Below are 23,758 nucleotides of genomic sequence, written 5' to 3' on the forward strand. Positions count from 1 at the left end.
AGACTAGCACCGCCGGGAAGGGCTTTGTAGGCTCGGTCCATGGACGCAGCCAAACTCAAGGCAATATGCCTGTCATTTCCCGGTGCCTTCGAGGATTTTCCCTTCGGACCGGAGACCTCCGTGTTCAAGGTCCGGGCCGCCGTGGCGGGTGGCGCGCGGCATGAAGCCAAGATGTTTGCCGCGTCCGCCATGAACCCCGACGACTGGTCCGTGAGCCTGAAATGCGAACCCGCCCTGGCTGAGCAGCTCCGCGCCGCCCACCCGGAAATCACCGGCGCGTGGCACATGAACAAGACCCATTGGAACGGCGTGCGTCTCGACGGAAACCTGCCCGATGCCATGGTCCGGGACATGGTGGAGGACTCCTACGACCTGGTGGTGGCCTCCCTGAGCCGCAAGCAGCAGGAGCAGCTGGGGTGGGCGCGGCTGTCCGGTTCTTCGGGCGGGCCCCGATGACGGGGAAGCGCCTGGCTGACGGCGGCCTCAACTATCCGGGCATCGGCTTCACCGAACACGGCCGTGCGCCGGAAGGCTACGCGTGCTTCGTATCGCGGGAGTATCTGGGTGAGGGGTTGGCGCTCTACCGCCGGGTGGCGCACGGAATCCTTACCTGGGAACTGCAGCGCCGGTCCGGACTGCGCGTCCGGACCGAGTCCGACGTCGTGATCCCCGGCGCGCGCGTGGTGAGCGGGTTCGGCGTCGGGCACTTCCGCATTAATGCCCCGTGTGAGGTGGTCTGGGTGCGGCATCCGGCACCGGGAGACGGCCCCCAGTCAGCGGGCTTCGGCTACGGCACGCTGCCCGGCCATCCTGAACGCGGCGAGGAAGCCTTCGAAGTTGAGATCGGCGCTGACGGGCGGGTGTTCCTGAAGATCACCGCCTTCAGCAGGCACGCGAACTGGTTCTACCAGGCGGGAGGCCTGCTGGCCCGGGCGGCGCAGCGGCACATCACTTCGCGATACGTTGGAGGGGCACGCCAACTCGCCGCAGGTGAAAGCTGATCAGGAGAAGGTAGATGCTGGACCAATCGAACCTTGACCGCCTATGGAACTTTGGGGATCCCGAGCTGTCCGAACAGCGCTGCCGGGACGCCCCTTGCGGACCCGACCTACGACACTGACGAAAAGGCCGAACTCGCCACGCAGCTTGGCCGGGCCATTGGCCTGCAGGGCCGCGACGAGGAGGCCTGTGACCTTGCCCTGGCCGCAAGGCTGAACAACCCACACCCCTGCAACGGAAGGAATACCGCATGATCTTCATCGTCGTGAAATTCAAGGTCAAACCCGACTGGTCCGAGCGCTGGCTCGGCCTCGTGGACGCGTTTACCCAAGCCACACGCGCGGAGCCTGGCAACCTCTGGTTCGACTGGTCCCGCAGTGTGGATGACCCCAACGAGTTCGTGCTGGTGGAAGCCTTCAAGGACGACGCCGCCGGGGACCACGTCAACAGCACCCACTTCACGCAGGCCATGGCGGACATGCCGCAGGCCCTGGCCGAAACGCCACGCATCATCAGCCGCCAGCTCGACGGCGACGGCTGGGACCGGATGGGCGAACTCACCATCTGACCCGGTCGGAGCAGTCGATACGATTACTGCATGTGGATCGGCTGGATTGAATTCGACATCCTCCTCGGCGACGTCCAGAGCCTGAAGGAGAAACGCTCCGTCATCAGGCCGCTGCTGGCCGAGCTCAAGCGCCGCTTCGACGTGTCCGTCGCGGAGGTAGGGGACCACGACCAGTACCGGCGCTCGCAGGTGGGCGCCGGCCTGGTGGCAGCGGACCGGGCGCACGTCGTGGAGGTGCTCACCGCCGTCGAACGCTTTGTGGCTTACCGTCCCGAACTCGAACTCCTCAGCGCCCGCCAGCGGGAGCTCCGCAGCGACGATTAAACCAACGCGGGGTCACTTCTCGCCCATCCCAAGGGGATTATTGGGCGGAAAGTGACCCCGCGTTGGTTTTAAGGAAGGACTAGCCGAAGTACTTCGGCAGGGTCGCCTCGTGGGCTTCGCGGAGGGCGGCCAGGGACATGGTGTCCACGCCGTTGATCTCCAGGTTGCCGCTGGCTGCGTCCACCACGCCGATGCGGGTGTGGGCAAAGCCGCGGGCCGTGCACATGTCCTTGAACCGGACCTCTTCCGAGCGGGGCACACCGACAACCGCGCGGCCCTGGGACTCGGAGAACAGCGCCGTGAACAGGTCTACGCCGTCGCGGTCCAGAACGTCCTGCAGGGCGATCCGGGCGCCCACGCCGTAGCGCAGTGAGGACTCCACCAGGGCTGCCGCGAGGCCGCCTTCGGAGAGGTCGTGAGCCGAATCGACCATGCCGTCGCGGGAAGCGTTGATCAGGATTTCACCCAGTGCGCGCTCGGCGGCGAGGTCAACCTTGGGCGGCAGTCCGCCGAGGTGACCGCGCATGTTGGCCCATTCGGAGCCGTCCAGTTCAGCCGCCGTCGTACCCAGCAGGTAGATGGCCTGGCCATCTTCCTTCCAGCCCGACGGCGTGCGGCGGGCGACGTCGTCGAGCTTGCCCAGCACTGCCACCACGGGGGAGGGGTGGATGGGTGTGGTGCCCGTCTGGTTGTAGAGCGAGACGTTGCCGCCGGTGACCGGGATGCCCAGCACCATGCAGGCATCGGACAGGCCGCGGATGGCCTCCGCGAGCTGCCACATCACGTCCGGGTCCTCGGGGGAGCCGAAGTTCAGGCAGTCGCTGACGGCCATCGGAACGGCGCCGGAAGTGGCCACGTTGCGGTAGGCCTCGGCCAGCGCCAGCTGTGCGCCGTGGTACGGATCGAGGTAGGTGTAGCGGCCGTTGGCGTCCGTGGCCAGGGCGACGCCCAGGCCGGTTTCCTCGTCCACGCGGACCACGCCGGCGTCGTCCGGGAACGCCAGGGCGGTGTTGCCGCCCACGTACCGGTCGTACTGGTTGGTGATCCAGTCCTTGCTGCACATGTTCGGCGAAGCCACGAGCTCGGTGACGGCGGCAGCCAGTTCCGCGGGGGCGGAGGGGCGGCCGGTGTCCTGCACTGAGCCAGTGAAGGAATCGGCCTGTACGGAATCCTGCCACTCGGGGCGGGCGTACGGGCGGTCGTAGACCGGACCGTCGTGGGCCACCGTGCGCGGGTCGACGTCCACGATGACTACGCCGTCCCAGGTGATGATCAGTCGGCCGGTGTCGGTGACCTCGCCGAGCCAGGAGTACTCCACGGCCCACTTGTCCATGACAGCTTCGAAGGCGGCGATGTTCTCCGGGGTGACCACGGCCATCATGCGTTCCTGCGACTCGGACATCAGGATTTCGCCCGGGGTCAGCGTGGGGTCGCGCAGCAGGACGGAGGTCAGTTCGACTTCCATGCCGCCGTCGCCGTTGGAGGCGAGCTCGGACGTGGCGCAGGAGATGCCTGCGGCGCCGAGGTCCTGGATGCCCTCAACGAGGGAACCCTTGAAGAGCTCCAGGCAGCACTCGATCAGGACCTTTTCAGCGAAGGGGTCGCCCACCTGGACGGCGGGGCGCTTGGACGGCTTGGTGTCGTCGAAGGACTCGGAGGCCAGCACCGAGGCGCCGCCGATGCCGTCGCCGCCGGTGCGTGCACCGAACAGGACCACCTTGTTGCCCTTGCCGGACGCGTTGGCGAGGCGGATGTCCTCGTGGCGCATCACGCCGACAGCCAGCGCGTTAACCAGCGGGTTGCCCTGGTAAACAGAATCGAACACCATTTCGCCGCCGATGTTCGGCAGGCCCAGCGAGTTGCCGTAGCCGCCGATGCCGGCAACGGCACCGTGCATGACGCGGGCGGTGTCCGGGTGGTCGATGGCGCCGAAACGCAGCGGGTCCATCACGGCAACCGGGCGGGCGCCCATGGAGATGATGTCGCGGACGATACCGCCGATGCCGGTGGCAGCGCCCTGGTACGGCTCCACGAACGACGGCGAGTTGTGGGACTCGATCTTGAACGTCACGGCCCAGCCGTCGCCCAGGTTGGTCACGCCGGCGTTCTCGCCGATGCCCACCAGCATGTCCTTCTTCATCTCGTCGGTGACCTTGTCGCCGAACTGGCGCAGGTGGTTCTTCGAGGACTTGTAGGAGCAGTGCTCACTCCACATCACGGAGTACATGGCCAGCTCGGCGCCGGTGGGGCGGCGGCCCAGGACCTTCACTACCTCATCGAACTCGTTCTGCTTCAGGCCCAGTTCGGCCCACGGCAGTTCGGTGTCGGGCGTTTTGGCAGCGTTCTCGACGGTGTCGATATTGAACTTCTTGGTCTCGACAGGCTCGACCACCGAATTGATCTCGGTCATTTGTTGCCTCCCACAATCTTGTTCAGTACGGAGGTGAAGAAACCCAGTCCGTCGGTGTCGGACCCGCCGATCCCGTCCAGGGATTCGGGGCCGAAGCCAACTTCCACCGCGTGCTCGGGGTGGGGCATAAGTCCCACCACGTTGCCGGCGGCGTTGGAGATGCCGGCGATGTCGCGGCGGGAGCCGTTGGGGTTGAAGCCCACGTAGCGGAACACCACGCGTCCTTCAGCTTCGAGCGCGTCCAGGACCTTTTCGTCGGCGATGTACTGGCCGTCCTGGTTCTTCAGCGGAACCGTGATTTCCTGGCCGGCCTCGTAGTCCAGGGTCCAGGCGGTGTTGCTGTTTTCCACACGCAGGACCTGGTCGCGGCACATGAACTTCAGGTGGTCGTTCTTGATCATGGAGCCGGGCAGCAGGTGCGACTCGGTAAGGATCTGGAAGCCGTTGCAGATGCCCAGCACGGGCAGCTTGGCATCGGAGTTGGCGGCGTCGATGATTTTGGACATCAGCGGCGCGAAGCGGGCAATGGCGCCGGCGCGGAGGTAATCACCGTAGGAGAAGCCACCGGGAATCACGACGGCGTCCACGTCACCCAAGGTGGTGTCTGCGTGCCAGAGCGGCACTGCGGTGCCGCCGGCGAGCCGGACTGCCCGGGCGGCGTCGCGGTCGTCAAGGGTGCCTGGGAAGGTGACAACACCGATCCGTGCCCCCGCGAGCCTGCGAGCACCAGGAGCGTCGGCGGCGACGGCGACTGCCTCGCCAATCAAGGGAAGTTCAGTCATCTCAGGCCTCGACGACCTCGACGTTGACGACGTCTTCGATCACGGGGTTGGACAGCAGGGTCTCGGCGGCTTCGCGGGCCTGGGCCAGGATTGCGTCGGTCACCTCGCCCTCAACCGTCAGTTCAAAGCGCTTGCCCTGGCGGACAGAGCTAAAGCTGGTGAAGCCCAGACGGGGGAGTGCACCCACGATGGCCTTCCCCTGCGGGTCCAGAATCTCGGGCTTGGGCATGACGTCAACAACGATCCGGGGCATCCGGCAACTCCTGTGCGTGAGCATTGGGTAAGGGCGCAGCGGAGTCACGCCGTCTTACGCCGTTCCGGGATGCTGGGGACGTTCTTTTTCGAACAGTGTGGACGGGCGCTCCGCGAGCTTGCTAGGCCATTCTACCGGGCCGAGCGCCGCACCCTGTATTCGGTGGGATCGGCCACAGTCATCGCGGCGGGGCGGGCTTTCGGGAGGTAGAGGACGACGGCGGCTATGGCCTCGCGGAGCAAGCGTCACTAGGATTACCGCATGGCTGAAAAATCGAAATCTCTGCTGTTGCCGATGATGGCCGTGGCCGTTTTTGCCGGGTTGGGCCGGATGGTTATGCAGAAGATCAAGGCGGACCGGGCTGCCCGGGAAACGCGCGTGGCCGGCCCCGTGGACGAAAAGACCCGCCAGTGGATCAGTGACGTGGTTCGGACGCCCAGGCAGTAGGCGACGCCCACTCCTTATCCAGGCCTCAAGTCTTTGCCCAAACCTCAACCGGGCGTCCCTGAACGGGGGCGCCCGTTTTTGTGCCCCGCCCCACGTGCCCCTGCGCCGGTTGCCCTGCTGAAAATGTACTGATCCCAAACGCCCTGTCCCGGGCCTCTCCCAAGCGACTTCCGGAAACTCCTAGCCACGTGACGTTCTACACACTATGGTCGTAGGACGTCGTATGTGGCAGGTGGTATCCCATCGGATGCCGAGACCGCCCTCACGGCCGAATTCTCCCGATCCGCCGCCCCGCGGCGCCTTGAAAGGATATGGATTTGCGAATTTCTACTAAGCGGAACAGGCACCGAAGTATTGGCCGGACCGCAGGAGCCGGGCTGGTAGCGCTGGCGCTGCTGGCCGGATCCGGAATCGCCGCGCAGGCGGCACCGATCCCCCCGAACAACCCCACCGCTCCTCCCGGCTCGTTCGCGGAGGCCAACATCGGCGCCGACCGGACTGCGGCGAACTTCTTCTACCGGATTCCGGCCCTGACCTACCTGGGCAACAACGTGGTGCTCGCCTCGTGGGACGGCCGCCCCGGCAGCGCCGCGGACGCTCCGAACCCCAACTCGATCGTGCAGCGCCGCAGCACCGACGGCGGCCAGACCTGGGGACCCGTTCAGGTCATCGCCGCCGGCCACGTGGGCGACGCCACCGCTCCGAAGTACGGCTACAGCGACCCGTCCTACATCCACGACGCCGAGGCCGGCAAGGTCTTCGCGCTGTTCGTGTACTCCAAGGACCAGGGCTTCTTCGGCAGCCAGTTCGGCAACGACGACGCCGACCGCAGCGTGATTTCCTCCGCCGTGATCGAATCCTCCGACGGCGGCGTCACGTGGACGCAGCCAAGGCTCATCACCAGCGTCACCAAGCCGGGCACCAGCAAGACCAGTCCGGTGGCCGGCGATATCCGCTCCAACTTCGCGTCCTCCGGCGAAGGCATCCAGCTCAAGTACGGCCAGTACAAGGGCCGCCTGATCCAGCAGTACGCCGGCGATGTGCGCCAGGCCGACGGCACCAACAAGGTCCAGGCCTACAGCGTCTACTCGGACGATCACGGCGTGAGCTGGCACAAGGGCGCCAACGTGGGCGACCGCATGGACGAGAACAAGACCGTGGAACTTTCCGACGGCCGCGTACTGCTGAACTCGCGCGACAACGCCAACCAGGGCTACCGCAAGGTGGCCATCTCCACTGACGGCGGCGCCACCTATGGTCCGGTCACCCAGGACACCGAACTGCCGGACCCGGCAAACAACGGTTCCATCGCCCGCATGTTCCCGGCCGCGGCTCAGGGCTCAGCGGACGCCAAGAAGCTCATCTTCACCAATTCCAACTCCAAGACCGGCCGCGAGAACGTCTCTGCCCGTATCTCCTGCGACGACGGCGCCACCTGGCCCGGGGTACGCACCATCCGCTCCGGTTTCTCCGCCTACTCCACCGTGTCCCGGCTCAAGGACGGCACGTTCGGTGTCCTGTACGAAGGCAACTACACGGACAACATCCAGTTCGCGAAGTTCGACGACGCGTGGCTGAACTACGCCTGCGCCCCGCTGTCCGTACCGGCACTCACCACAACCGCCGGCGCCACCAAGCAGGTAGCGGTCACCGTGACCAACCAGGAGGCCACCACACTTTCCGGCGCCAACGCCACGGTCTACACCCCCGACGGCTGGACCGCCACCACGGTGCCCGTGCCCGACGTCGCGCCCGGCGCCTCGGTGACCGTTAGCGTGGACCTGACCGCACCGGCGAACGCCAACGGTCCGCAGAACCTCAACGCCGCGTTCACGACGGCGGATGGCCGGGTTTCGCAGTCCACGTTCACTGCCACCGTCCCGGCAGCTCAGCAGGTGGGCCTCACCATCACCGGAACGGTCCCGGCCCGCGACGTCATCGCCAGCCCCTACCAGGCTGGTGACGTTCTGGGCTACACGTTCAACGTCAAGAGCACCGCCAACGTCACGGCGAATTCAGTGCCCACATCCGGCAACTTTGAGACCGGCTTCCTGCCGCCGGCCCCCGGCGCGCCCAGTGTTCCGAACTGCCGGTTCAACAACCTGGCCGCGGGTGCAAACTACAGCTGCACCACGGCCAAGCACACGCTGACGGCCGAGGACATTGCCCGCGGCTATTTCGTCCCCGAGGCGAGCTTCTCCGTCACGGCCAGCGCGACGCCGTCGCTCACCAAGACGGTTCCGTTCACCGGCGCCGCGGTGGCACTGCGCGATGGTCTGGTTTCCGCCAGCATCACCGGCGCCCGTGCGGATTCCGGCCGTGACCTCGCCACCGCACCGTACGCCGCCGGCGATGCTTTTCCGTACACCTTCAGCGTGAACAACACGGGCCCGCTCGTTGAAAAAGTGGTCCCCACCGCCGGTAACTTCAGCCCGTTCGTTCCCGAAGGCCCGGGCAACTGCCGCTACGGCGTGCTGCCCGCCGGCCAGGGCTACACCTGCGCCACGCCGCGCCACACCGTGACCGCTGCCGAGGCGGAGCAGGGCTACTTCGTTCCGAAGACCACCTGGGAAGTCAGTTCCGCAGGCCAGAGCAGCAAGGTCTATGCGGTCGACGGCGGCGAAGTGGACCTGAAGGTCCGGGACGCCAAGCTGGAAGGCACCGTTTCGGCTGAGTGGAGCGACGCCGACGGTGACCGTTTCGCCAGCGAAGGCGATACCGTCTCATACGCCTACACCCTAGGCAACGCCGGCAATGTCGCACTGACCGGGCTCAGTGCCCCGGACGCCTCCATCAGCCAGGACGCCCTGGCCGTGGGCGGGACCGTGACGGCAACGCGCGAGCACGTCCTGACCGCAGCCGACATCGCGGCGGGCCGGCTCGACGCGGTCTCGGTCGCGGCAACTGCCACCAACGGCGCCAAGGAAGTCACCGCCACGGTGACCGGCGGCGCGCTGGTGCTGGCTCTCCAGCCGTCGCAGCCCGAGGCTGTCCCCGTCCTCGCCGTCCAGGACCTCGAGGAACAGGCGGCTCCGTTCGACCTCGGCACGCAGGACAAGTACCGCAACGGCCAGAAGGTGACCCTGAAGGGTCTCGACTACGGCCAGTGGTACTACGTGTACCTGAACAAGAAGAGCTACCGGATCGGTTGGATTTTCCCCACCACGGACAACACGGTGGAGTTCATCCTGCCCTCAGGCGTACAGAGCGGCCGCGACGACGTGGTGGTGCTGGACAAGGACGGCAAGCAGGTCTCCTTCGACCGCCTGCAGGTGACGCCCAAGGGTTGAGCCAGGTGATTTCCTAGCACCAAAGAAGACCTCCGCGCGGACTGGACTTTTCCAGAGTCCGGCCCGCGTGGGGTCTTTCCTTTGTGCCTTCCCGGCCCCGCATGGTAGCTGCATGATTGACGTATGCACCTGATGTGTCCTATGTCATATTCAGCTCTCAGTCTGTACTGTTTGTAACAGCTGGTCATAGCATTACAAAATCTGTAATGTCGTGTGCCGTTCCCAGCTGTTCCAGACCGGCAACGTGGCCGGCCGTTCCTCGTGAAAGGTGTAGTCGCTCGTGAAATCAACTGGAAATAGCCCCATTCGGGGCGGGGGACTCCGGAAAGCAGCGGCATTGGCCGTGGCCTTGCCGCTGCTCCTTTCTTCGATGGCGATGAGCCCCGCTACCGCGGCGTCCGCTGAAGCAAAAACGGCAGTTGCCTCAAAGAAGATCAACCCCGGCGACTACCCCGCCGGCCGCTATATTGTGGTCCTGGCCGAGAAGCCGGCGGCCACCTACGACGGCGGGACTCCCGGACTCGCAGCGACGAAACCCCAGAACGGCCGCAAGCTCGACGCCGACCGGCCCGAAGTCCAGCAGTACCAGGCGCACCTTGAGGGCAGGCAGAACGCTGTGGCCGGGTCCGAAAGCGTCCGGATCAAGCGCCAGTACACGGCTGCCATCAACGGGTTCTCGGCCGATTTGACCGCCGACCAGGCCGCTAGGCTCGCCAAGGACCCGGCCGTCCTCATCGTGGCGCCGGACACGGAGAACGCGCCGGATTACTCCACCACAGACTTCCTTGGGCTCAGCGGTGAAAACGGCCTCTGGAAGACTGCCTTCGGCGGGCAGGAGAATGCCGGCAAAGGCGTCGTAGTTGGCGTTATTGACTCCGGCTACACCCCCTCCAACCCGTTCTTCGCCGGGGAAGCCGTGCAACCACTCGCCGGCCAGGCCCAGGTGGGCGCCCCGTACCGCACTGCGGACGGCAACATCGCCATGCTCAAGTCCGACGGCGACACCTTCGTCGGAGAGTGCCAGAGGGGCCAGGGAACCGGGGCGGCGTTTGACGGCAGTGCCTGCAACTCCAAAGTCCTGAGTGCCCGCTACTTCGCTGACGACTACATGGCGTACGTGCCGCCGGAGAGCCGCGCGCCCGAAGAACTGATTTCGCCTGTGGATGTGGGAAGCCACGGGACGCACACTGCCAGCACAGCCGCGGGCAACGCGAACGTCCGGGCCAACCTTGGTGCAACCGATATGGGCATCACCGGCGGCGTGGCGCCGGCGGCAAAGATCTCCGTCTACAAGGTGTGCTGGGAGGACGACAACCCGGCCACGGGCGGGTGCTACAGCTCCGCCTCCGTGGCCGCGATCAATCAAGCAATCCTGGACGGTGTGGATGTGCTGAACTACTCCATCTCCGGCAGCACGTCAACCACCACGGACCCGGTTTCCCTGGCTTTCCTTTCCGCGGCGTCCGCCGGAATCTTTGTTGCCGCATCCGCCGGAAACTCCGGCCCCGCGGCAAGCACCGTGAACCACGGCGCTCCGTGGCTGACCACGGTGGCCGCGAGCTCCTTTTCCACGGAATTGCAGGGAACCGTCGAATTTGAGGACGGCAGCAAGTACCGCGGCGCCAGTCTTATGTCCGCTCCCGTTCCTGCGAGCAACGTTGTGCTGGCGGCAACTGCCGCAGCCGCCGGCGCAGCAAACCCGGAGCTGTGCGCACCCAATGCTCTGGATCCGGCCAAGGTAACAGGGAAGATTGTTGTCTGCGACCGCGGGGTGGTGGACCGCGTAGCCAAGAGCGCCGAGGTGCAGCGCGCCGGCGGCATCGGCATGATCCTGGTCAACATAACCACCTCCTCCGAGGACCTTGACCGCCACGCAGTCCCGACAGTGCACGTGAACCCGCCGGCCACGCAGCAGATCAAGGACAAGATCATCGCCAACCCCGACATCAAGGTCTCCCTGGTGAACACGGACACCACGGGACTTCCGCCCGCGCCGCAGCCGCAGATCGCCGGCTTCTCTTCCCGGGGCCCGCTGCTCGCGACCGGCTCGGACCTGCTCAAGCCTGACGTGGCGGCCCCGGGTGTGGCTGTGCTGGCAGGCGTGTCGCCCATCGGTTCCGGCGGCGACCAGTTCGGCATGATGTCCGGGACGTCAATGGCCGCGCCGCACGTGGCCGGATTTGGAGCCTTGATTCTGGCCAAGAACCCCACATGGTCTCCGGCCACCGTCAAGTCAGCCATGATGACCACGGCCGCTGATATCAAGAACGCAGACGGCAGCCGGAACGGCGATGTGTTCGCCACCGGCGCCGGCCAGGTGGACATTGCGCGGGTTCTGGATCCCGGCCTGGTCTACGACAACTCCGAGGACGACTACCTGAAGTTCATCCAGGGAACGGGCCTGGACCTGGGCATCCCGGGTCTCGGAACAACCGCACCGCGGGATATGAATGTTGCCTCGTTCGCGCTGGGGGCACTCACCGGCAAGACAGAGGTCACGCGGACTGTCACCGCGCTGACCCCAGGCGTTTACCGGGCCAAGGCCAGCGTTCCTGGCGTCAAGGTGACGGTCACGCCGTCGATCCTTAGCTTCAACGCGGCTGGCGAGAAACGCACCTTCCAGGTCAAGTTTGAGAACACCAGCGCTGCCTTGGGGCAGTTTGCCATGGGCAACCTCGTCTGGCAGGGTGCCGGCAAGAACGTGGCATCGCCGGTGGCCGTCCGCCCGCAGTCGGTGGTGGCACCGGCAAATCTGGCGTTTGCCTCGGAAGGGGGCCAGGGGCAGGGCGACATTCCGGTGGTTTCGGGCACCAACGCGCCCGTGAAGATTACTTTGGACGGCCTGTCCAAGGCTGACTCCTCGGCCATCGAACTGGTGCCAGGGCCGCTGGCCCTGGAAACGGACGCGTCCAACTTCGCCAAGGAGGTCACCGTTCCGGCAGGATCGCCGTTGGCAAAGTTCTCCGTCTTTTCCTCGGACGAGGCCGCCGACTTCGACATGGTGGTCTTCAACCCGGCGGGCCAGGCCCTGCTGGCCCAGACGGCCTCTGCCAGTGAATCAATTTCGGTTCCGAACCCGGCTCCGGGCGTGTACACGATTTTTGTGAACCTCTACGCAAGCCCCAATGGGCAGCCCACGAAGGCGTCCGTGGACGCTGCGGTGCTGGGAGCCAACGTGGGAAATGCCACGGTGACCCCCAATCCGCTGCGGCTCGGGAACGGCCAGTCGGGCATTCTGAAGCTCCAGTGGAAGGATCTCGCTGAAGGCTCGTATATCGGCCGGGTGACGTTCGCCGGTTCCAGCGCGCCCACCTTCGTCTCTGTGGTGGTCACACCAGGCAGTGCTTTGGTGGTCCCTGCGGATGAAACTGCCGGTGACCCTGCCAACGACCAGAAGGACAGGGTCAAAAAGGAAAAGAAGAAACAGGAGGTCCCGGAGTTCTCCGGAAACCGCAACATGGATCTCTAGCCCTTCAGCAACAGGATGGGAACGCCGCCGGACCGCTTGGTTCCGGCGGCGTTCCCGTTTTGCGGAGGCTGCCGCCTATGGTCAGGTTTCGCCGCGGGAACCAGTTGTCCCGCCGAACAGGGGAGCCATGGCGCGCCAGCGGGAGATTTCACAGCCATCGGTTCGCCGGAAAGTCACACTGACGGGGCGGCCGTTGATGGAGCCGGTCACAACGGCCACCTGCGGCCCGCCGTATTGCTGCGTGCAGAGTTTCGGGGGGCCCGGTTTGGGAAAGAAGATGTCCTCACCGAAGCGTTCCATCGCTGACAACGCTGCTGCGGGATCGGGCACGGTGCAACTGTCAGCAGGGAAGCCATCGCGGACTATCAGCCGGAACTCGTACTCGGGGGAGCCGGGGTGTTCCGTGACCCTGATGGTCAGCTCGAGGTCCTTCATACCGTCCCCGCAATTCGAAGCGGTGCCAGGGCCTGCGCCAGGCGCCCGCGGAGCGCAGCAGCCTCACCGGCGAAGGCGCGCTGATGCCCAACGTAGGCCGCTTTGCCTTCCGCGGTTTCGATCTCAATCGGCGGGTAACCCCACTCCGCGAGGTCGTAGGGGGAGGCCTGCATGTCCATGGCCCGGATCCGCCAGGACAGTTCGAAGCAATCCATCACCAGTTCGCTGGGAAGCGCGGGCAGCAGTTTGTACGCCCACTTGTAGAGGTCCATGTTGGCGTGCAGGCAGCCCGGCTGTTCCATGTGCCGCTGGTTTTCGCGGCTGGGCGCCAGTTCGTTCAGTGCAGTAGCGTCGGGCGTGTAAAAGCGGAAGGCGTCGAAGTGTGAGCACCGGATCCGGTTGTCCTCCACCACTTTGTCCGTGCCGGCCGAACCCAGCCTCAGCTGCAGGTATTCATGGCGCAGGTCGAATTTGTCCTGTCGGTAGACCATTGCCCATTCGTGCAGCCCGAAGCAGCCGAACTGCGCAGGCCGGGCAGCGGTGCCGCGAAGGATGATGTCCGCGAAGGCCACCGCCTCGTGCCGGTCGGCCAGGAACCGGGCGCGGTCAAAAGTCACGGCCGGGGTTCCCGGCGGCAGCCCCAGGGAGGCGAGTTCGCCGTCGTCGAGCGTTTTGTAGTGCTTCCAGCCCATGCGGGCGGACGCCGCTTCAGCGGTCAGTACGACGCCGGCTCCCGGGTGCCAGCGCAGCAGCTGGCCTGGCTTCTGGGTGTAGTAAGTGAAAAGAAAGTCCTCCACCGGGTGCTTCCGACCTGCCGAGCGGCGCGCAAGGTAGGGATCCGAGTAACGGCGGACGCGTTGGGCGTGCGCTTCTTCGCGGGCACGCCAGACATCGGCCGTCAGCAGGCTACGTTGCTCCACCGCTGGCACCCAGGACGTCCTGGGCTGCGTTCCAGGCACCGATTTCGCAGCCGTTGGTGCGCGCGAAGGTGGCATCCACGGGAGTATCGTCCACAATCCCGGTGACCTTGGCGGTCTGCGGGCCGCCGTATTGTTCGGTGCAGGCCACGTCCTTGCTCTTGGGGGCCGGGCTGAGGAGCGCAGCGTTGTTCTTGAGGGCAGCGCACGCAGCCTCCGGCCTGGGGTGCTTGCTCTCAGCTGTGGGGAGGCCGCCGCGGCAGACCAGCGTGTAGTTCACTGCAGCTTCGGTGGGAGAAGGCCTGACCATAATGGCAAGCTCGGCGTTGCCGGCGCCGGGGCCTGCCGTCGGGGCCGGGGGTGCGGAAGGTGACGGCGCAGGGACGGTGGTCTCGGTGTCCGGAGCGGGAGACCCGGAGGTGCCCGGGCTGGCCGAAGAACTGGTTGTAGGGCTGGCGGATGGAGTCCCGGTCCCGTCAGGCGTGCCCGTACAGGCGGCGAGCCCGGCAATGACGAGGACCGCCAACAATGGCCGTACTGTTCGCAAACGCATGGACCCTCCTAGGTTGCTGCCATTTTACGCCTTGCCGCATTTACTCCCCGACGGGTTGCCCGCTGGATCCGGCGGTGGCGGCGATGAGCCCCATCATGGATTTGTGCAGCGCGCCCACCTGCTCACGGGTCAGCCCCAGGCGTTCCATCATGGTGCCCGGGACGGCAACAGCCTGCTGACGCAGCGCGGCGCCGGCCGGGGTCAGGCCCACGGCAAGGGTGCGTTCGTTTCCGTCCGCCCGCTGGCGGGTGACAAAGCCGGCCTCCTCCAGCCGCCGAAGTAGCGGTGAGATGGTGGCCGGGGCCTGCGCCAGGGCTTCACTGATGCTGCGCAGTGTGCGGGGTGCTGATTCCCACAGGCACAGCATCACAAGGTACTGCGGGTGGGTGAGTCCGAGCTTTTCCAGGACGGGCTTGTAGGCGCCCACCACGCTTCTGGATGCCACAGTGAGGGCAAAACAGAGCTGTTGCTCCAATAGGAGGTCATCGTCCTGCTGCCGCGCAGCGCCGGCCCGTACCGTCATAAGATTTCCTCCAATAGTTAGTGCACTAATTGTTAGCGTACACTGGAGCGGGTAATTGGGTTCTATCGAAGGGGTCACTTTCATGGGCAAAGGCAAGTCAGCCGACAAGGGCAACGCATCCCAGCGGTTCATGCGCGCAACCGGCAAGCTCAGGGCGATTTTCGGCCCGGCCAACCGCAGTTCCCTGGTGCATGACATGACCGAAGAGAACCGGGCACTCCTGGTTCAGCGCGAGCGGGAAACCCAGCAATGGGAAACGGTCACCCGCCCGGACGGCAGCACCTATGTTGTGCCCAGGAACCCGGACGACCAGTCCCTCCGCTGACCCTCCCCGGCCTCTCCACCATGCCCAACCTCACCAGACCAATTTTCGCGCGGCGGGCGTAAAATAAGGGCACTGACTCCACAAGGAGGCGGTGGCTCTTTCGCCCGCAACGCGGGAAGGGGGTGGAAACAATGGGACATGCGCTCACCGGTTTTATGCACGCGACTGACAGGCTCCGCTTTGTCTTCGGGCCGGCAACGCGCCTGGACACGGATTCGCCCGTGGTCCACAAGCATGATGAGTTCGAGCAGGCCTCTGACGAGGATCTTTCCCACTTCGTGGTGGAAACCGATTCCGAAGGTCATCACTACGCCGTGCGCCGCGAAGAACTGGACAAACAGGGCTGAAACAAAAGCAACGCGGGGTCACTTCCGGCCGAATAACCTTCGTTTATCGGGCCGGAAGTGACCCCGCGTTGCTTGTAGGGGGCGGCTTGGGCTAGCGCCCGGTGCCGCCGTAGACAGTTGCCTCGTCTTCGCTGTCCAGGTCGAAGGCCTTATGGATTGCCCGGACGGCGTCATCGAGGAGATCAGCGTGCGTCACCACGGAGATCCGGATTTCCGAGGTGGAGATCATGTTTATGTTGATCCCGGCGTCGGACAGGGCCTTGAAGAACGTCGCTGAGACGCCCGGGTGTGACCGCATGCCGGCCCCGATCAGGGACAGTTTGCCGATCTGTTCGTTGTATTCGATGTTCTCGAACCCGATATCCGGCTGCGCGGCCTTGAGCGCCGCCAGGGCCTCCGCGCCTTCGACGATGGGGAGCGTGAAGGAAATATCCGTCCGGCCAGTGCCGTGCGTGGAAACGTTCTGCACGATCATGTCGATGTTCGAGTGGGCGTCGGCAATGACCTGGAAGATCGCGGCCGCCTTGCCGGGGATGTCCGGTACACCCACCACAGTGACCTTGGCTTCGGAACGGTCGTGTGCAACGCCGGAGATGATTGGCTGCTCCAAGGCAACTCCCTCTTGAGTGGTGATCTTGTCTTCGGCGCTGGGGATGACCCAGGTGCCTTCGTTCTGGCTGAATGAGGACCGGACATGCAACGGCACGCCGAACCGGCGCGCGTATTCAACGCAGCGCAGGTGCAGGATCTTCGCACCGGACGCCGCGAGTTCCAGCATTTCCTCGCTGGAGATGGTGTCGATTTTCTGGGCGGAAGGCACCACGCGGGGGTCCGCGGTATAGATGCCGTCAACGTCCGTGTAGATCTCGCAGACATCGGCGTCGAGTGCGGCCGCAAGCGCGACGGCGGTGGTGTCCGAGCCGCCGCGGCCCAGGGTGGTGATCTCGTTGGTGCTACGGCTCATGCCCTGGAAGCCGGCGACGATCGCGATGTGCCCCTTGTCCAGGGCCGTGCGGATGCGGTGCGGATCGACGTCGATAATGCGCGCCTTGCCGTGGATGCCGTCCGTGATCATGCCGGCCTGGGAGCCGGTGAAGGACTGCGCCGAGGCGCCGAACTTGTTGATGGCCATGGCCAGCAGGGCCATGGAGATCCTCTCACCGGCGGAGAGGAGCATGTCCATCTCGCGGGCGGGGGCGGAGTCTGTCACCTGGGCGGCGAGGTCCAGCAGTTCGTCGGTGGTGTCGCCCATGGCCGACACGACCACCACCACTTCGTTGCCGGCCCGCTGCGCGTCGACCACGCGCTTGGCGACGCGCTTGACGCCCTCGGCATCCGACACGGAGGAGCCGCCGAACTTCTGCACAATCAGCTGTTTGGTCACCGCAGCGCCTTCGGGCAGCTCCTGTGGCTGCGTTGCCGTGTGCACTTCGGAAGTGGGCGTACTCATGCGCGTACCTTCACTGGATCAATCGGAGTTCTGGAGGTCAGGCACGGCCTTGCGGCTGGACGGCGTGACGTGTCAGCCCAGTTTATCGCCGCCTGTGGCCGGACGCGGAATTGTGTCCAAATCTCAGCCTTCCGGCGGATACTGCGCCCGTCGGCTCAGGCGTACGCTCATATAGTCAGTATGCATGAACGGCTTGGGGGACAGGTGCTCGGGAAATGACAGAAAACTGGGACAGAATAGGCATTCCGGCCCAGCCGGAAAGCCCGCATAAGGACGGCATCAGCGCCACCGCCGTGAGCCGCAGCTTCGGGCAGGTGCACGCCGTCGAGCACATGGATTTCCATGCTCCGGCGGGAAAAGTCACCGCGCTGATCGGTCCCAACGGGGCCGGAAAAACCACGCTGTTGCTCATGCTGGCTTCACTGCTGGCGCCGGATTCCGGCACTGTCACCGTGGATGGGCTGGATCCGCAGCACCACCGCGCGGAAGTGCGCAAAAGGATTGGCTGGATGCCGGACACCCTGGGCGTGTGGGAGTCCCTGACCGCCCGTGAGATCCTCACCCAGATAGCCCGTTTCTACCGGCTGCCCAAGGCCGGAATCCCGCAGCGCGTCACCGAGATGCTGGACCGGGTCCGCCTGAGCGGCCTTGCAGACCAGCCGGCCCGTGTCCTGTCCCGGGGGCAGCAGCAGCGCCTCAGCCTGGCCCGCGCACTGATCCACGACCCGTCCGTGCTGCTGCTCGATGAGCCGGCGTCGGGCCTGGACCCGGGATCGCGGGTGGAGCTGCGGGTGATGCTGCGGCAGCTTGCGGCGGAGGGGAGGTCCGTTGTTGTCTCCTCCCACGTGCTCAGCGAGCTGGACGAAATTGCGGACGCAGCGGTGTTCGTCAACCGAGGGAAGACGGTCCGGCACCAGACCACGGACGCGGCTGCCGCCTCCGGCAGGCGTTACGCCATCTCGGCAACCGACGACGCAGCGCTCGCCGCCAAACTCACGGACTTGGGCCTGGCGTTCCGGGTTGAGGACGGCCGACGGCCGGCCGTCAGCCTGGTGTTGCTGAACGACGACGACGCCGCCCGCCTCCTGCGCGACCTGGTGCTGGCCGGCGTCGGGGTCAGCTCCTTTGCCCCCGCCTCGGGTGCCCTGGAAGAGACTTACATGAACCTTGAGGGGGAGCGGCGATGAGCCAGCTGACAGAACCAACGCAGCGCCCGCCGGCTTCCGGCTTTGGTGCCAGCTACCTTGCGGGCATCCGGGATGTGGTGGTCCTGGAAATCAAGCAGCGTCTCCGGTCCCGCGGCTGGTACATCATGCTGGCCATCTGGTTCATCCTGACGGGCCTGGTGACCTGGCTGACGTGGGCCAGCTGGAACGCCCAACGCGAAGCCCAACGGGCCTATTCCAACTTTTTGCCGCCCGATTCCGGGCCGGGGTCCATGATCTTCGAAGTGGTCCTGGCTTTTGTCCTCCTCTTCGCATTGTTGGTGGCGCCCGCACTGTCTGCCAATGCCGTCAACGGCGACCGCGCCGGCGGGACCCTGGCCATCCTTCAGGTGACCCTGCTCCGTCCCGGACAGATCCTGTGGGGCAAGTTCTTCGCCGCGTGGGCCGCCGCCCTGGCCTTCCTGATTGCCAGTACGCCGTTCCTGGTCATCGGAGTGGCCCTCGGCGGCATGACGCCGGGCCATGTCATTGTGGCCATGCTGATGCTCGCGGTTGAGGTGGGTGTGGTCTGTGCCATCGGCGTCGGAATTTCCGCGCTGGCAGGGCGCCCGCTGTTCTCGATTGTCGTCACGTACCTTGCCGTGGCCGGGCTGGTTTTCGGTTCCCTGATTGCCTTCGGCCTGGGCGCCGGGCTCTCGCAGGGCACCATCATGGCCAACCAGGCGCAGTACCGCAACTACGAACCGCTGCTGCCGGTACCCGACCAAACAGCGCCGCAGGAACCGGAGTACACCTGCTCTGGACTGCTGCGCGCCCAGCCAGCGGTTCGCACCGAAAGGGTGGCGTGGATGCTGGCCATGAACCCTTATGTGGTGGTGGCCGATGCCATCCCCTACACGGTCCGCGTCAACAGTGGCCCTGGAATGTCGTCACCGGTGGGGGCCATCGAATCCATCAGCCAGGGTGCACGCTACGCCATGGCCGGTCCGGAGGGCACCTACCCCTGCGCCAACGGGGAGGCCAAGCCGCAGTACCTGGCACAGTCCACTCCCTTGTGGCCGCTGGGGCTCGGCCTGCAGCTGCTGCTTGCCGGGCTGCTGATGTGGCTGGGCTGGCGTTCGCTGCGCACTCCGGCACACAGGCTGGCACGCGGAACCCGCATCGCCTAAGCCGGTGTGCCCGCCGACGGCCTGTCGGCCTGACCAGTCAGGGGCGGGTCCGCTCAGGTCAGGGCGTTGCGGCGGCCTTCGAAAGCACGCCCGAGCGTGACCTCGTCCGCGTACTCAAGGTCACCGCCCACGGGCAGGCCGGAGGCCAGCCTGGTTACCACGATGCCGATTGTCTTCAGCATCCTGGCCAGGTACGTGGCCGTTGCTTCGCCTTCGAGGTTGGGGTCGGTGGCGATGATGACCTCCTGGATGGCGCCGTCGTTCAGCCGGGTCAGGAGTTCCCGGATCCGCAGCTGCTCGGGCCCAACGCCGGCGATGGGGTTGATGGCTCCGCCCAGCACGTGATAGCGGCCGCGGAAGGACCGGGTGCGCTCCACGGCGAGGACGTCCTTGGACTCCTCCACCACACAAATGACTGACGGGTCGCGCCGGGGATCGCGGCAGATGTTGCACAATTCCTGCTCGGTGACGTTGCCGCATACCGTGCAGAACTTCACGCGTTCCTTCACCATGGTGATGGCTTCCACGAGTCGCTTCATGTCCTGCGGGTCCGCTTCGAGGATGTGGAAGGCAAGCCGCTGGGCGGATTTGGGACCGACACCGGGAAGCCGTCCGAGCTCGTCAATCAGCTCCTGGACTGCACCTTCGTACACGTTTTCCTCTTTTGGCTTGGCTTGGCTTGGATGGTGAATGGAGTTGCGGGAGTACGTGCGCCAGGTGCCTAGAGCGTCGCAACGATGGGGCTTCCGTCCGGGGACCGCTCCTCGATCAGCTTCCCGCCCAGAATACGCTCGACGGCGGCGCGTCCAAAGACGCCGGATTCCTCGATGGTTTCATCGTCCGCGCTCGGTATGTCCTGGACATAAGTGGCGGCGGCAGCCCTGGCCGGCGCCTTGGCACGCCCGGCTTCGGCCTCGGGGCTGTTGGACAGGCGCTGGTAAAGACTCTGCCTGGCGGCAGCAGCGGACTCGGACGTAGCCGGTGCCGGCTGTAGGGGTGCGGCAGCCGGAGCAGTCGATGCCATAGCGTACTCACGGACTTCAGCCGGTTCGGGAACCGCGGCTTCCCCCGGCGGGACTGCAGGGGCCCCCGGAGTTGCCGGGGCTTGGCTGCCCGGCGCCGGGTTGTGGGGCTCCGCGGTTTCTGGTGCGGGGCCTTGTAGTGCGGGGGTCTCCGGCGCGGGGCTCTGCGGTGCAGCTGAATGTTGTGCAGCTGCATATCGTGCGGGGATTTCGGTGGTTGCGGTGGGGGCTACGGGCGGCAAGCCCCAGCTGGCGTCGGCATCGGACTGGGTCACGACAGCTGACGTCTTGGGGACCTGGGCGGTGGCGGGCTCGTAGCTGGGCGCAGGAGCGGTTTCCGTGTCCTCTTCCGGGACGGACGTGTTCAGGCTTTTGCCAACATTGGGCTCGGTGCCAACCACCCATACGCCCGGCGCCTGCTCGACGGCCCGGCCCCACGGATCCAGTGCCGGATCGGGTTGTGAAGGAGCGGCCGATGCCGCACCGGAGGACCCGCTAGCTGGGGAGGTCTTTGCTGCTGCAGCCTTTGAAGCACCTCGAGCAGGCCGCTTGGCGGGTGTGGCCGCTGAAGGCTCAGGCTGTGAATGCGACAGGCGTGGGGTAGCCGCAGCCGAGGGATCCCAGTCCATGGGTGGTTCCTCGTCCAGCGGCGGAGCATCTTCGTCGCGCGGGGGACCCCAGTCGTCATCGGAGTAGGCATACGAACCGGCGGTGGCATCCGGCTCAGCTGGTACCGGCTGTCCCTGGGCGGTTGGTAGCTGGGCGGTTGGTAGCTCGGCGGCCTCAGTGGTTGCCGGCGCGCTGACGTCGCCGGTGTGGACAGTTTCTGCAATAGCTGCCGCGCCTGCAGTCGGTGCAGGTGCAGCAGTGGCAGGAGGCACGGCCGGTTCGGGCGCACGCGTCGCGGGGGAGGGGGCTGGCGAAGCTGCCGGCGCGGTGGCCAGGACCGCAGGTGTGGAAACGGTGCTGGCAGGGGCCAGGCCCCACGCGACATCGGCTGAACTGGCCGGAGCGTCCGGGCTGGCTTCCGGACTAGCGGGAGCTTTTGGGTTTGGCTCAGCGCTCGCTGCCCTGTTGGCGCCACCGGCGACTGCGGTGATCTGGCAGTCGATGCCCACTGTTTTGTGGATCGCCTGCCGCAGGTTTTCAGCGTGATCAGCCCGGCCGAAGGCGCCGGCCAACCCGGTGGTGCTGAACGACAGTGTCAGGACCTGGCCGTCAAAGGCACCCACCTGGGCGTTCGGCTCAACCAGGGCCCACGTGCTGCGCTTGATCTTGGAGAGTGTCTGCAGAACTTCCGGCCAGGCACGGCGCAGGACTTCGACGTCGCCTGTCCCGGCGGCCCCAGTGCTTGCCGGCGGGGTGGCCGGGGAAACTGCGCGGGGGGCGTCTGCCCCGGACGGTCGGCTGGTCTGACCGGATGCCTGCGGTGTGGGAGCGGGCCCCTGGCCTGTGGACTCGTCAACCGGCCAGTCGTGGGTGCTGACCCTGGGCGGCGTCAGCGACGGCCTGGTCTGTTCGGCTCCGGATGCCGCTGGCCGGGCCGACCCGGGACCTGCATCCGCTGGCCCTGAAGGCTGCTGCGCAGCAACCGGCGCCGCAGCAACTTGCTGTGCTGCGGCCGGAACCGCAGCATTCGGAAGTGCCGCAGCGGGCGCCGCAGAAACGGCTGGTGCAGAAACTGGTTGTACGGAAACGGGTGCAGCAGGAGCTGGCGAGGAAGCTGCTGGTACGGAAACAGGTGCAGCAGGAGCCGGCGTTGCCGCTGCCGGCACCGCGGAAACCGCAGCGGGTCCAGCCGAAACCGCAGCACCAGACGGAGCGGGAGCGCCGACGTCGTTCCCGGCGTAATTCAGGCGCCGCTCCACGCGGTCGATCCGCGCAGCGATGCCGCGTTCCGTCTGTTCCGAACTGGGGAGCAGGATGCGGGCGCAGAGAAGCTCAAGATGCAGGCGCGGAGACGTGGCGCCGGTCATCTCGGTCAGCGCAGTATTGGTGACGTCAGCGGCGCGGGAGAGTTCGGAAGCCCCGAGATTGTGCGCCTGGTTCTGGAGCCGGGCGATCTGGTCCGCAGGCATGCCGCGGAGGATGACCTGGGCGCTTTCGGGCATGGCCTGGACGATGATGAGGTCGCGGAAGCGTTCCAGCAGGTCCTCGACGAAGCGGCGGGGATCGTGGCCGGTCTGCACCACGCGGTCCACAGCCCGGAAAACGGTGGCGGCATCTGAGGCGGCCACAGCTTCCACCACGTCATCCAGCAACGATGCGTGGGTGTAGCCGAGGAGGGCCACCGCCAGTTCGTAGTCGAGGCCGTTGGGTCCGGCGCCGGCCATCAGCTGGTCCAGCACGGACAGGGAATCGCGGACGGAGCCGCCGCCGGCCCGGACCACCAGCGACAGGACGCCGGGAGCCACGGGAACGTTTTCCTGCTTGCAGAGCAGCTCCAGGTACGCCATCAGCGGCTCCGGCGGGACAAGCCGGAAAGGGTAGTGGTGGGTGCGGGAGCGGATGGTGCCGATGACCTTGTCCGGCTCCGTGGTGGCGAAGATGAACTTGATGTGCTCCGGTGGCTCTTCAACGATCTTCAGCAGGGCGTTGAACCCGGCCGAGGTGACCATGTGGGCCTCATCGATGATGAAGATCTTGTAGCGGTCGCGGACCGGAGCGTACGTGGCACGCTCGCGAAGGTCCCTGGCGTCGTCCACGCCGCCATGGCTGGCGGCGTCGATCTCGATGACGTCCAGCGAGCCTGAGCCGCCGCGGGCCAGTTCAATGCAGCTGGGGCACGCGCCGCAGGGCGTATCCGTGGGGCCCTGGGCGCAGTTGAGGCAGCGGGCCAGGATGCGGGCGGAGGTGGTTTTTCCGCAACCGCGCGGGCCGGAGAAGAGATAGGCGTGGTTGACACGGTTTTTCCGCAGTGCCGTCATCAGCGGCTCGGTGACATGTTCCTGCCCGATAACGTCAGCGAAGGAGTCCGGGCGGTATCTGCGGTAAAGGGCGGTGGTAGTAACAGTCACGAGAAAACCCTACCAATCCGGGCAGACAATCAGGATCCCTCGCGGACGGCCGCCCCGGGAAGAGTAAAGACCCCCCATGCACCCGCCAGAGCCCGTTTACCCTTGCTACCTTCCGGTCCTGGGGGAGTTCAACAGGATGACGCCACATGAGGGGCCGCAGACAAGTTTACCCGAAGATTCGGTAAGGTCCGGACGGCCCGTTCGCCTGCCGGCCGTGGCCCGGCCGTGTGCCCTCGCGCCGCCCGGAATTTCCTGATGAGCTGCCGCAAAGGCGAAAGCCGGTTCAGAGGCC

The 23,758-nt window shown here is 66.0% G+C and carries 21 protein-coding genes and 1 other RNA gene; 11 read left to right on the forward strand and 11 right to left on the reverse strand.

The features are described from left to right. The first annotated feature begins 39 nt into the window (after nucleotides 1–39). The 4 genes from NFC73_RS14695 to NFC73_RS14710 all read left to right on the forward strand — a co-directional run bounded on the left by NFC73_RS14695 (nucleotide 40) and on the right by NFC73_RS14710 (nucleotide 1,891). The gene (locus NFC73_RS14695) at nucleotides 40–456 is read left to right on the forward strand and encodes an MmcQ/YjbR family DNA-binding protein (protein WP_254751358.1); all 417 of its coding nucleotides are present in this window, start codon (nucleotides 40–42) and stop codon (nucleotides 454–456) included. Further along, entirely contained in the window at nucleotides 453–1,001 is a 549-nt protein-coding gene (locus tag NFC73_RS14700) for a DUF1990 domain-containing protein (protein ID WP_254751360.1), read from the forward strand. Before NFC73_RS14695 ends, NFC73_RS14700 begins: the two co-directional genes overlap by 4 nt. Before the next feature lie 248 nt (nucleotides 1,002–1,249). Then, nucleotides 1,250–1,567 (forward strand): putative quinol monooxygenase, encoded by a 318-nt coding sequence (locus tag NFC73_RS14705; RefSeq protein WP_254751361.1) that lies wholly within the window; start codon nucleotides 1,250–1,252, stop codon nucleotides 1,565–1,567. Between the two features lie 30 nt (nucleotides 1,568–1,597). Then, complete coding sequence (locus tag NFC73_RS14710; RefSeq protein ID WP_254751363.1) at nucleotides 1,598–1,891, forward strand: DUF503 domain-containing protein; 294 nt, start codon at nucleotides 1,598–1,600, stop codon at nucleotides 1,889–1,891. Nucleotides 1,892–1,970: 79 nt separating this feature from the next. On the opposite strand, the gene purL is transcribed toward NFC73_RS14710, so the two are convergent. The 3 genes from purL to purS are packed head-to-tail and all read right to left on the reverse strand — an operon-like array spanning nucleotide 1,971 to nucleotide 5,336. Further along, entirely contained in the window at nucleotides 1,971–4,301 is a 2,331-nt protein-coding gene (purL, locus tag NFC73_RS14715; RefSeq protein WP_254751364.1) for a phosphoribosylformylglycinamidine synthase subunit PurL, read from the reverse strand. Next, nucleotides 4,298–5,083, reverse strand: a complete 786-nt coding sequence (gene purQ / locus NFC73_RS14720; RefSeq protein WP_254751366.1) for a phosphoribosylformylglycinamidine synthase subunit PurQ — start codon at nucleotides 5,081–5,083, stop codon at nucleotides 4,298–4,300. Before purQ ends, purL begins: the two co-directional genes overlap by 4 nt. A gap of 1 nt (nucleotide 5,084) precedes the next feature. Then, nucleotides 5,085–5,336, reverse strand: coding sequence for a phosphoribosylformylglycinamidine synthase subunit PurS (purS, locus tag NFC73_RS14725; RefSeq protein ID WP_056348600.1), 252 nt, complete (start codon nucleotides 5,334–5,336; stop codon nucleotides 5,085–5,087). 261 nt (nucleotides 5,337–5,597) lie between these two features. Between purS and NFC73_RS14730 the strand changes: the two genes are divergently transcribed. From NFC73_RS14730 to NFC73_RS14740, 3 genes are all read left to right on the forward strand, one after another. Then, a complete protein-coding gene (locus NFC73_RS14730; RefSeq protein ID WP_252566883.1) occupies nucleotides 5,598–5,783 on the forward strand; it encodes a hypothetical protein in 186 nt (61 codons plus the stop codon). 317 nt (nucleotides 5,784–6,100) lie between these two features. Then, nucleotides 6,101–9,073, forward strand: a complete 2,973-nt coding sequence (locus NFC73_RS14735) for an exo-alpha-sialidase (RefSeq protein ID WP_254751367.1) — start codon at nucleotides 6,101–6,103, stop codon at nucleotides 9,071–9,073. 304 nt (nucleotides 9,074–9,377) lie between these two features. Next, nucleotides 9,378–12,542 (forward strand): S8 family peptidase, encoded by a 3,165-nt coding sequence (locus tag NFC73_RS14740; protein WP_443703143.1) that lies wholly within the window; start codon nucleotides 9,378–9,380, stop codon nucleotides 12,540–12,542. Nucleotides 12,543–12,623: 81 nt separating this feature from the next. On the opposite strand, the gene NFC73_RS14745 is transcribed toward NFC73_RS14740, so the two are convergent. Genes NFC73_RS14745 through NFC73_RS14760 form a run of 4 tightly spaced genes read right to left on the reverse strand, consistent with a single transcriptional unit; the run spans nucleotide 12,624 to nucleotide 14,970 of the window. Further along, nucleotides 12,624–12,977 (reverse strand): serine protease inhibitor, encoded by a 354-nt coding sequence (locus tag NFC73_RS14745; RefSeq protein ID WP_254751369.1) that lies wholly within the window; start codon nucleotides 12,975–12,977, stop codon nucleotides 12,624–12,626. Next, nucleotides 12,974–13,906, reverse strand: coding sequence for a 3-methyladenine DNA glycosylase (locus NFC73_RS14750; RefSeq protein WP_372494669.1), 933 nt, complete (start codon nucleotides 13,904–13,906; stop codon nucleotides 12,974–12,976). The genes NFC73_RS14745 and NFC73_RS14750 overlap by 4 nt, the downstream gene beginning before the upstream one ends. Further along, nucleotides 13,884–14,447: an SSI family serine proteinase inhibitor gene (locus NFC73_RS14755; RefSeq protein WP_254751373.1), complete on the reverse strand. Its 564-nt coding sequence runs from the start codon at nucleotides 14,445–14,447 to the stop codon at nucleotides 13,884–13,886. The genes NFC73_RS14750 and NFC73_RS14755 overlap by 23 nt, the downstream gene beginning before the upstream one ends. Nucleotides 14,448–14,487: 40 nt before the next feature. Continuing rightward, nucleotides 14,488–14,970: a MarR family winged helix-turn-helix transcriptional regulator gene (locus tag NFC73_RS14760; protein WP_254751374.1), complete on the reverse strand. Its 483-nt coding sequence runs from the start codon at nucleotides 14,968–14,970 to the stop codon at nucleotides 14,488–14,490. 82 nt (nucleotides 14,971–15,052) lie between these two features. Here NFC73_RS14760 and NFC73_RS14765 point away from each other — a divergent pair, with 82 nt between their 5' ends. Together NFC73_RS14765 and NFC73_RS14770 are read left to right on the forward strand one after the other, a co-directional pair. After that, a complete protein-coding gene (locus NFC73_RS14765) occupies nucleotides 15,053–15,295 on the forward strand; it encodes a hypothetical protein (protein WP_058930165.1) in 243 nt (80 codons plus the stop codon). Between the two features lie 131 nt (nucleotides 15,296–15,426). Next, the gene (locus tag NFC73_RS14770; protein ID WP_252602242.1) at nucleotides 15,427–15,642 is read left to right on the forward strand and encodes a hypothetical protein; all 216 of its coding nucleotides are present in this window, start codon (nucleotides 15,427–15,429) and stop codon (nucleotides 15,640–15,642) included. 91 nt (nucleotides 15,643–15,733) lie between these two features. Here NFC73_RS14770 and NFC73_RS14775 read toward each other — a convergent pair whose 3' ends face one another. After that, nucleotides 15,734–17,092 carry an aspartate kinase gene (locus NFC73_RS14775; protein WP_254751375.1) on the reverse strand — a complete coding sequence of 453 codons (1,359 nt, stop codon included), beginning with the start codon at nucleotides 17,090–17,092 and terminating at the stop codon, nucleotides 15,734–15,736. Nucleotides 17,093–17,307: 215 nt separating this feature from the next. Between NFC73_RS14775 and NFC73_RS14780 the strand changes: the two genes are divergently transcribed. After that, complete coding sequence (locus NFC73_RS14780; protein WP_254751377.1) at nucleotides 17,308–18,279, forward strand: ABC transporter ATP-binding protein; 972 nt, start codon at nucleotides 17,308–17,310, stop codon at nucleotides 18,277–18,279. Then, complete coding sequence (locus NFC73_RS14785) at nucleotides 18,276–19,427, forward strand: ABC transporter permease (RefSeq protein ID WP_254751378.1); 1,152 nt, start codon at nucleotides 18,276–18,278, stop codon at nucleotides 19,425–19,427. The genes NFC73_RS14780 and NFC73_RS14785 overlap by 4 nt, the downstream gene beginning before the upstream one ends. Nucleotides 19,428–19,480: 53 nt before the next feature. On the opposite strand, the gene recR is transcribed toward NFC73_RS14785, so the two are convergent. The 3 genes from recR to ffs form a co-directional block, all read right to left on the reverse strand. Then, on the reverse strand, nucleotides 19,481–20,080 hold the full coding sequence (recR, locus tag NFC73_RS14790) for a recombination mediator RecR (protein ID WP_056348564.1): 600 nt from the start codon (nucleotides 20,078–20,080) through the stop codon (nucleotides 19,481–19,483). Nucleotides 20,081–20,148: 68 nt separating this feature from the next. After that, the gene (locus tag NFC73_RS14795) at nucleotides 20,149–23,466 is read right to left on the reverse strand and encodes a DNA polymerase III subunit gamma and tau (RefSeq protein ID WP_254751380.1); all 3,318 of its coding nucleotides are present in this window, start codon (nucleotides 23,464–23,466) and stop codon (nucleotides 20,149–20,151) included. Nucleotides 23,467–23,528: 62 nt separating this feature from the next. After that, nucleotides 23,529–23,625: signal recognition particle sRNA small type (gene ffs / locus NFC73_RS14800), an RNA gene on the reverse strand. Between the last annotated feature and the right edge of the window lie 133 nt (nucleotides 23,626–23,758).

Source organism: Pseudarthrobacter humi (assembly GCF_024294965.1).
Classification (GTDB): Bacteria; Actinomycetota; Actinomycetes; order Actinomycetales; family Micrococcaceae; genus Arthrobacter; species Arthrobacter humi.

Excerpts from the sequence above, each read along its gene's own strand:
- NFC73_RS14695 (WP_254751358.1), top strand. The coding sequence starts at position 40 with ATGGACGCAGCCAAACTCAAGGCAATATGCCTGTCATTTCCCGGTGCC.
- NFC73_RS14700 (WP_254751360.1), top strand. The coding sequence starts at position 453 with ATGACGGGGAAGCGCCTGGCTGACGGCGGCCTCAACTATCCGGGCATC.
- NFC73_RS14705 (WP_254751361.1), top strand. The coding sequence starts at position 1,250 with ATGATCTTCATCGTCGTGAAATTCAAGGTCAAACCCGACTGGTCCGAG.
- NFC73_RS14710 (WP_254751363.1), top strand. The coding sequence starts at position 1,598 with ATGTGGATCGGCTGGATTGAATTCGACATCCTCCTCGGCGACGTCCAG.
- purL (WP_254751364.1), bottom strand. The coding sequence starts at position 4,301 with ATGACCGAGATCAATTCGGTGGTCGAGCCTGTCGAGACCAAGAAGTTC.
- purQ (WP_254751366.1), bottom strand. The coding sequence starts at position 5,083 with ATGACTGAACTTCCCTTGATTGGCGAGGCAGTCGCCGTCGCCGCCGAC.
- purS (WP_056348600.1), bottom strand. The coding sequence starts at position 5,336 with ATGCCCCGGATCGTTGTTGACGTCATGCCCAAGCCCGAGATTCTGGAC.
- NFC73_RS14730 (WP_252566883.1), top strand. The coding sequence starts at position 5,598 with ATGGCTGAAAAATCGAAATCTCTGCTGTTGCCGATGATGGCCGTGGCC.
- NFC73_RS14745 (WP_254751369.1), bottom strand. The coding sequence starts at position 12,977 with ATGAAGGACCTCGAGCTGACCATCAGGGTCACGGAACACCCCGGCTCC.
- NFC73_RS14755 (WP_254751373.1), bottom strand. The coding sequence starts at position 14,447 with ATGCGTTTGCGAACAGTACGGCCATTGTTGGCGGTCCTCGTCATTGCC.
- NFC73_RS14760 (WP_254751374.1), bottom strand. The coding sequence starts at position 14,970 with ATGACGGTACGGGCCGGCGCTGCGCGGCAGCAGGACGATGACCTCCTA.
- NFC73_RS14765 (WP_058930165.1), top strand. The coding sequence starts at position 15,053 with ATGGGCAAAGGCAAGTCAGCCGACAAGGGCAACGCATCCCAGCGGTTC.
- NFC73_RS14770 (WP_252602242.1), top strand. The coding sequence starts at position 15,427 with ATGGGACATGCGCTCACCGGTTTTATGCACGCGACTGACAGGCTCCGC.
- NFC73_RS14775 (WP_254751375.1), bottom strand. The coding sequence starts at position 17,092 with ATGAGTACGCCCACTTCCGAAGTGCACACGGCAACGCAGCCACAGGAG.
- NFC73_RS14780 (WP_254751377.1), top strand. The coding sequence starts at position 17,308 with ATGACAGAAAACTGGGACAGAATAGGCATTCCGGCCCAGCCGGAAAGC.
- NFC73_RS14785 (WP_254751378.1), top strand. The coding sequence starts at position 18,276 with ATGAGCCAGCTGACAGAACCAACGCAGCGCCCGCCGGCTTCCGGCTTT.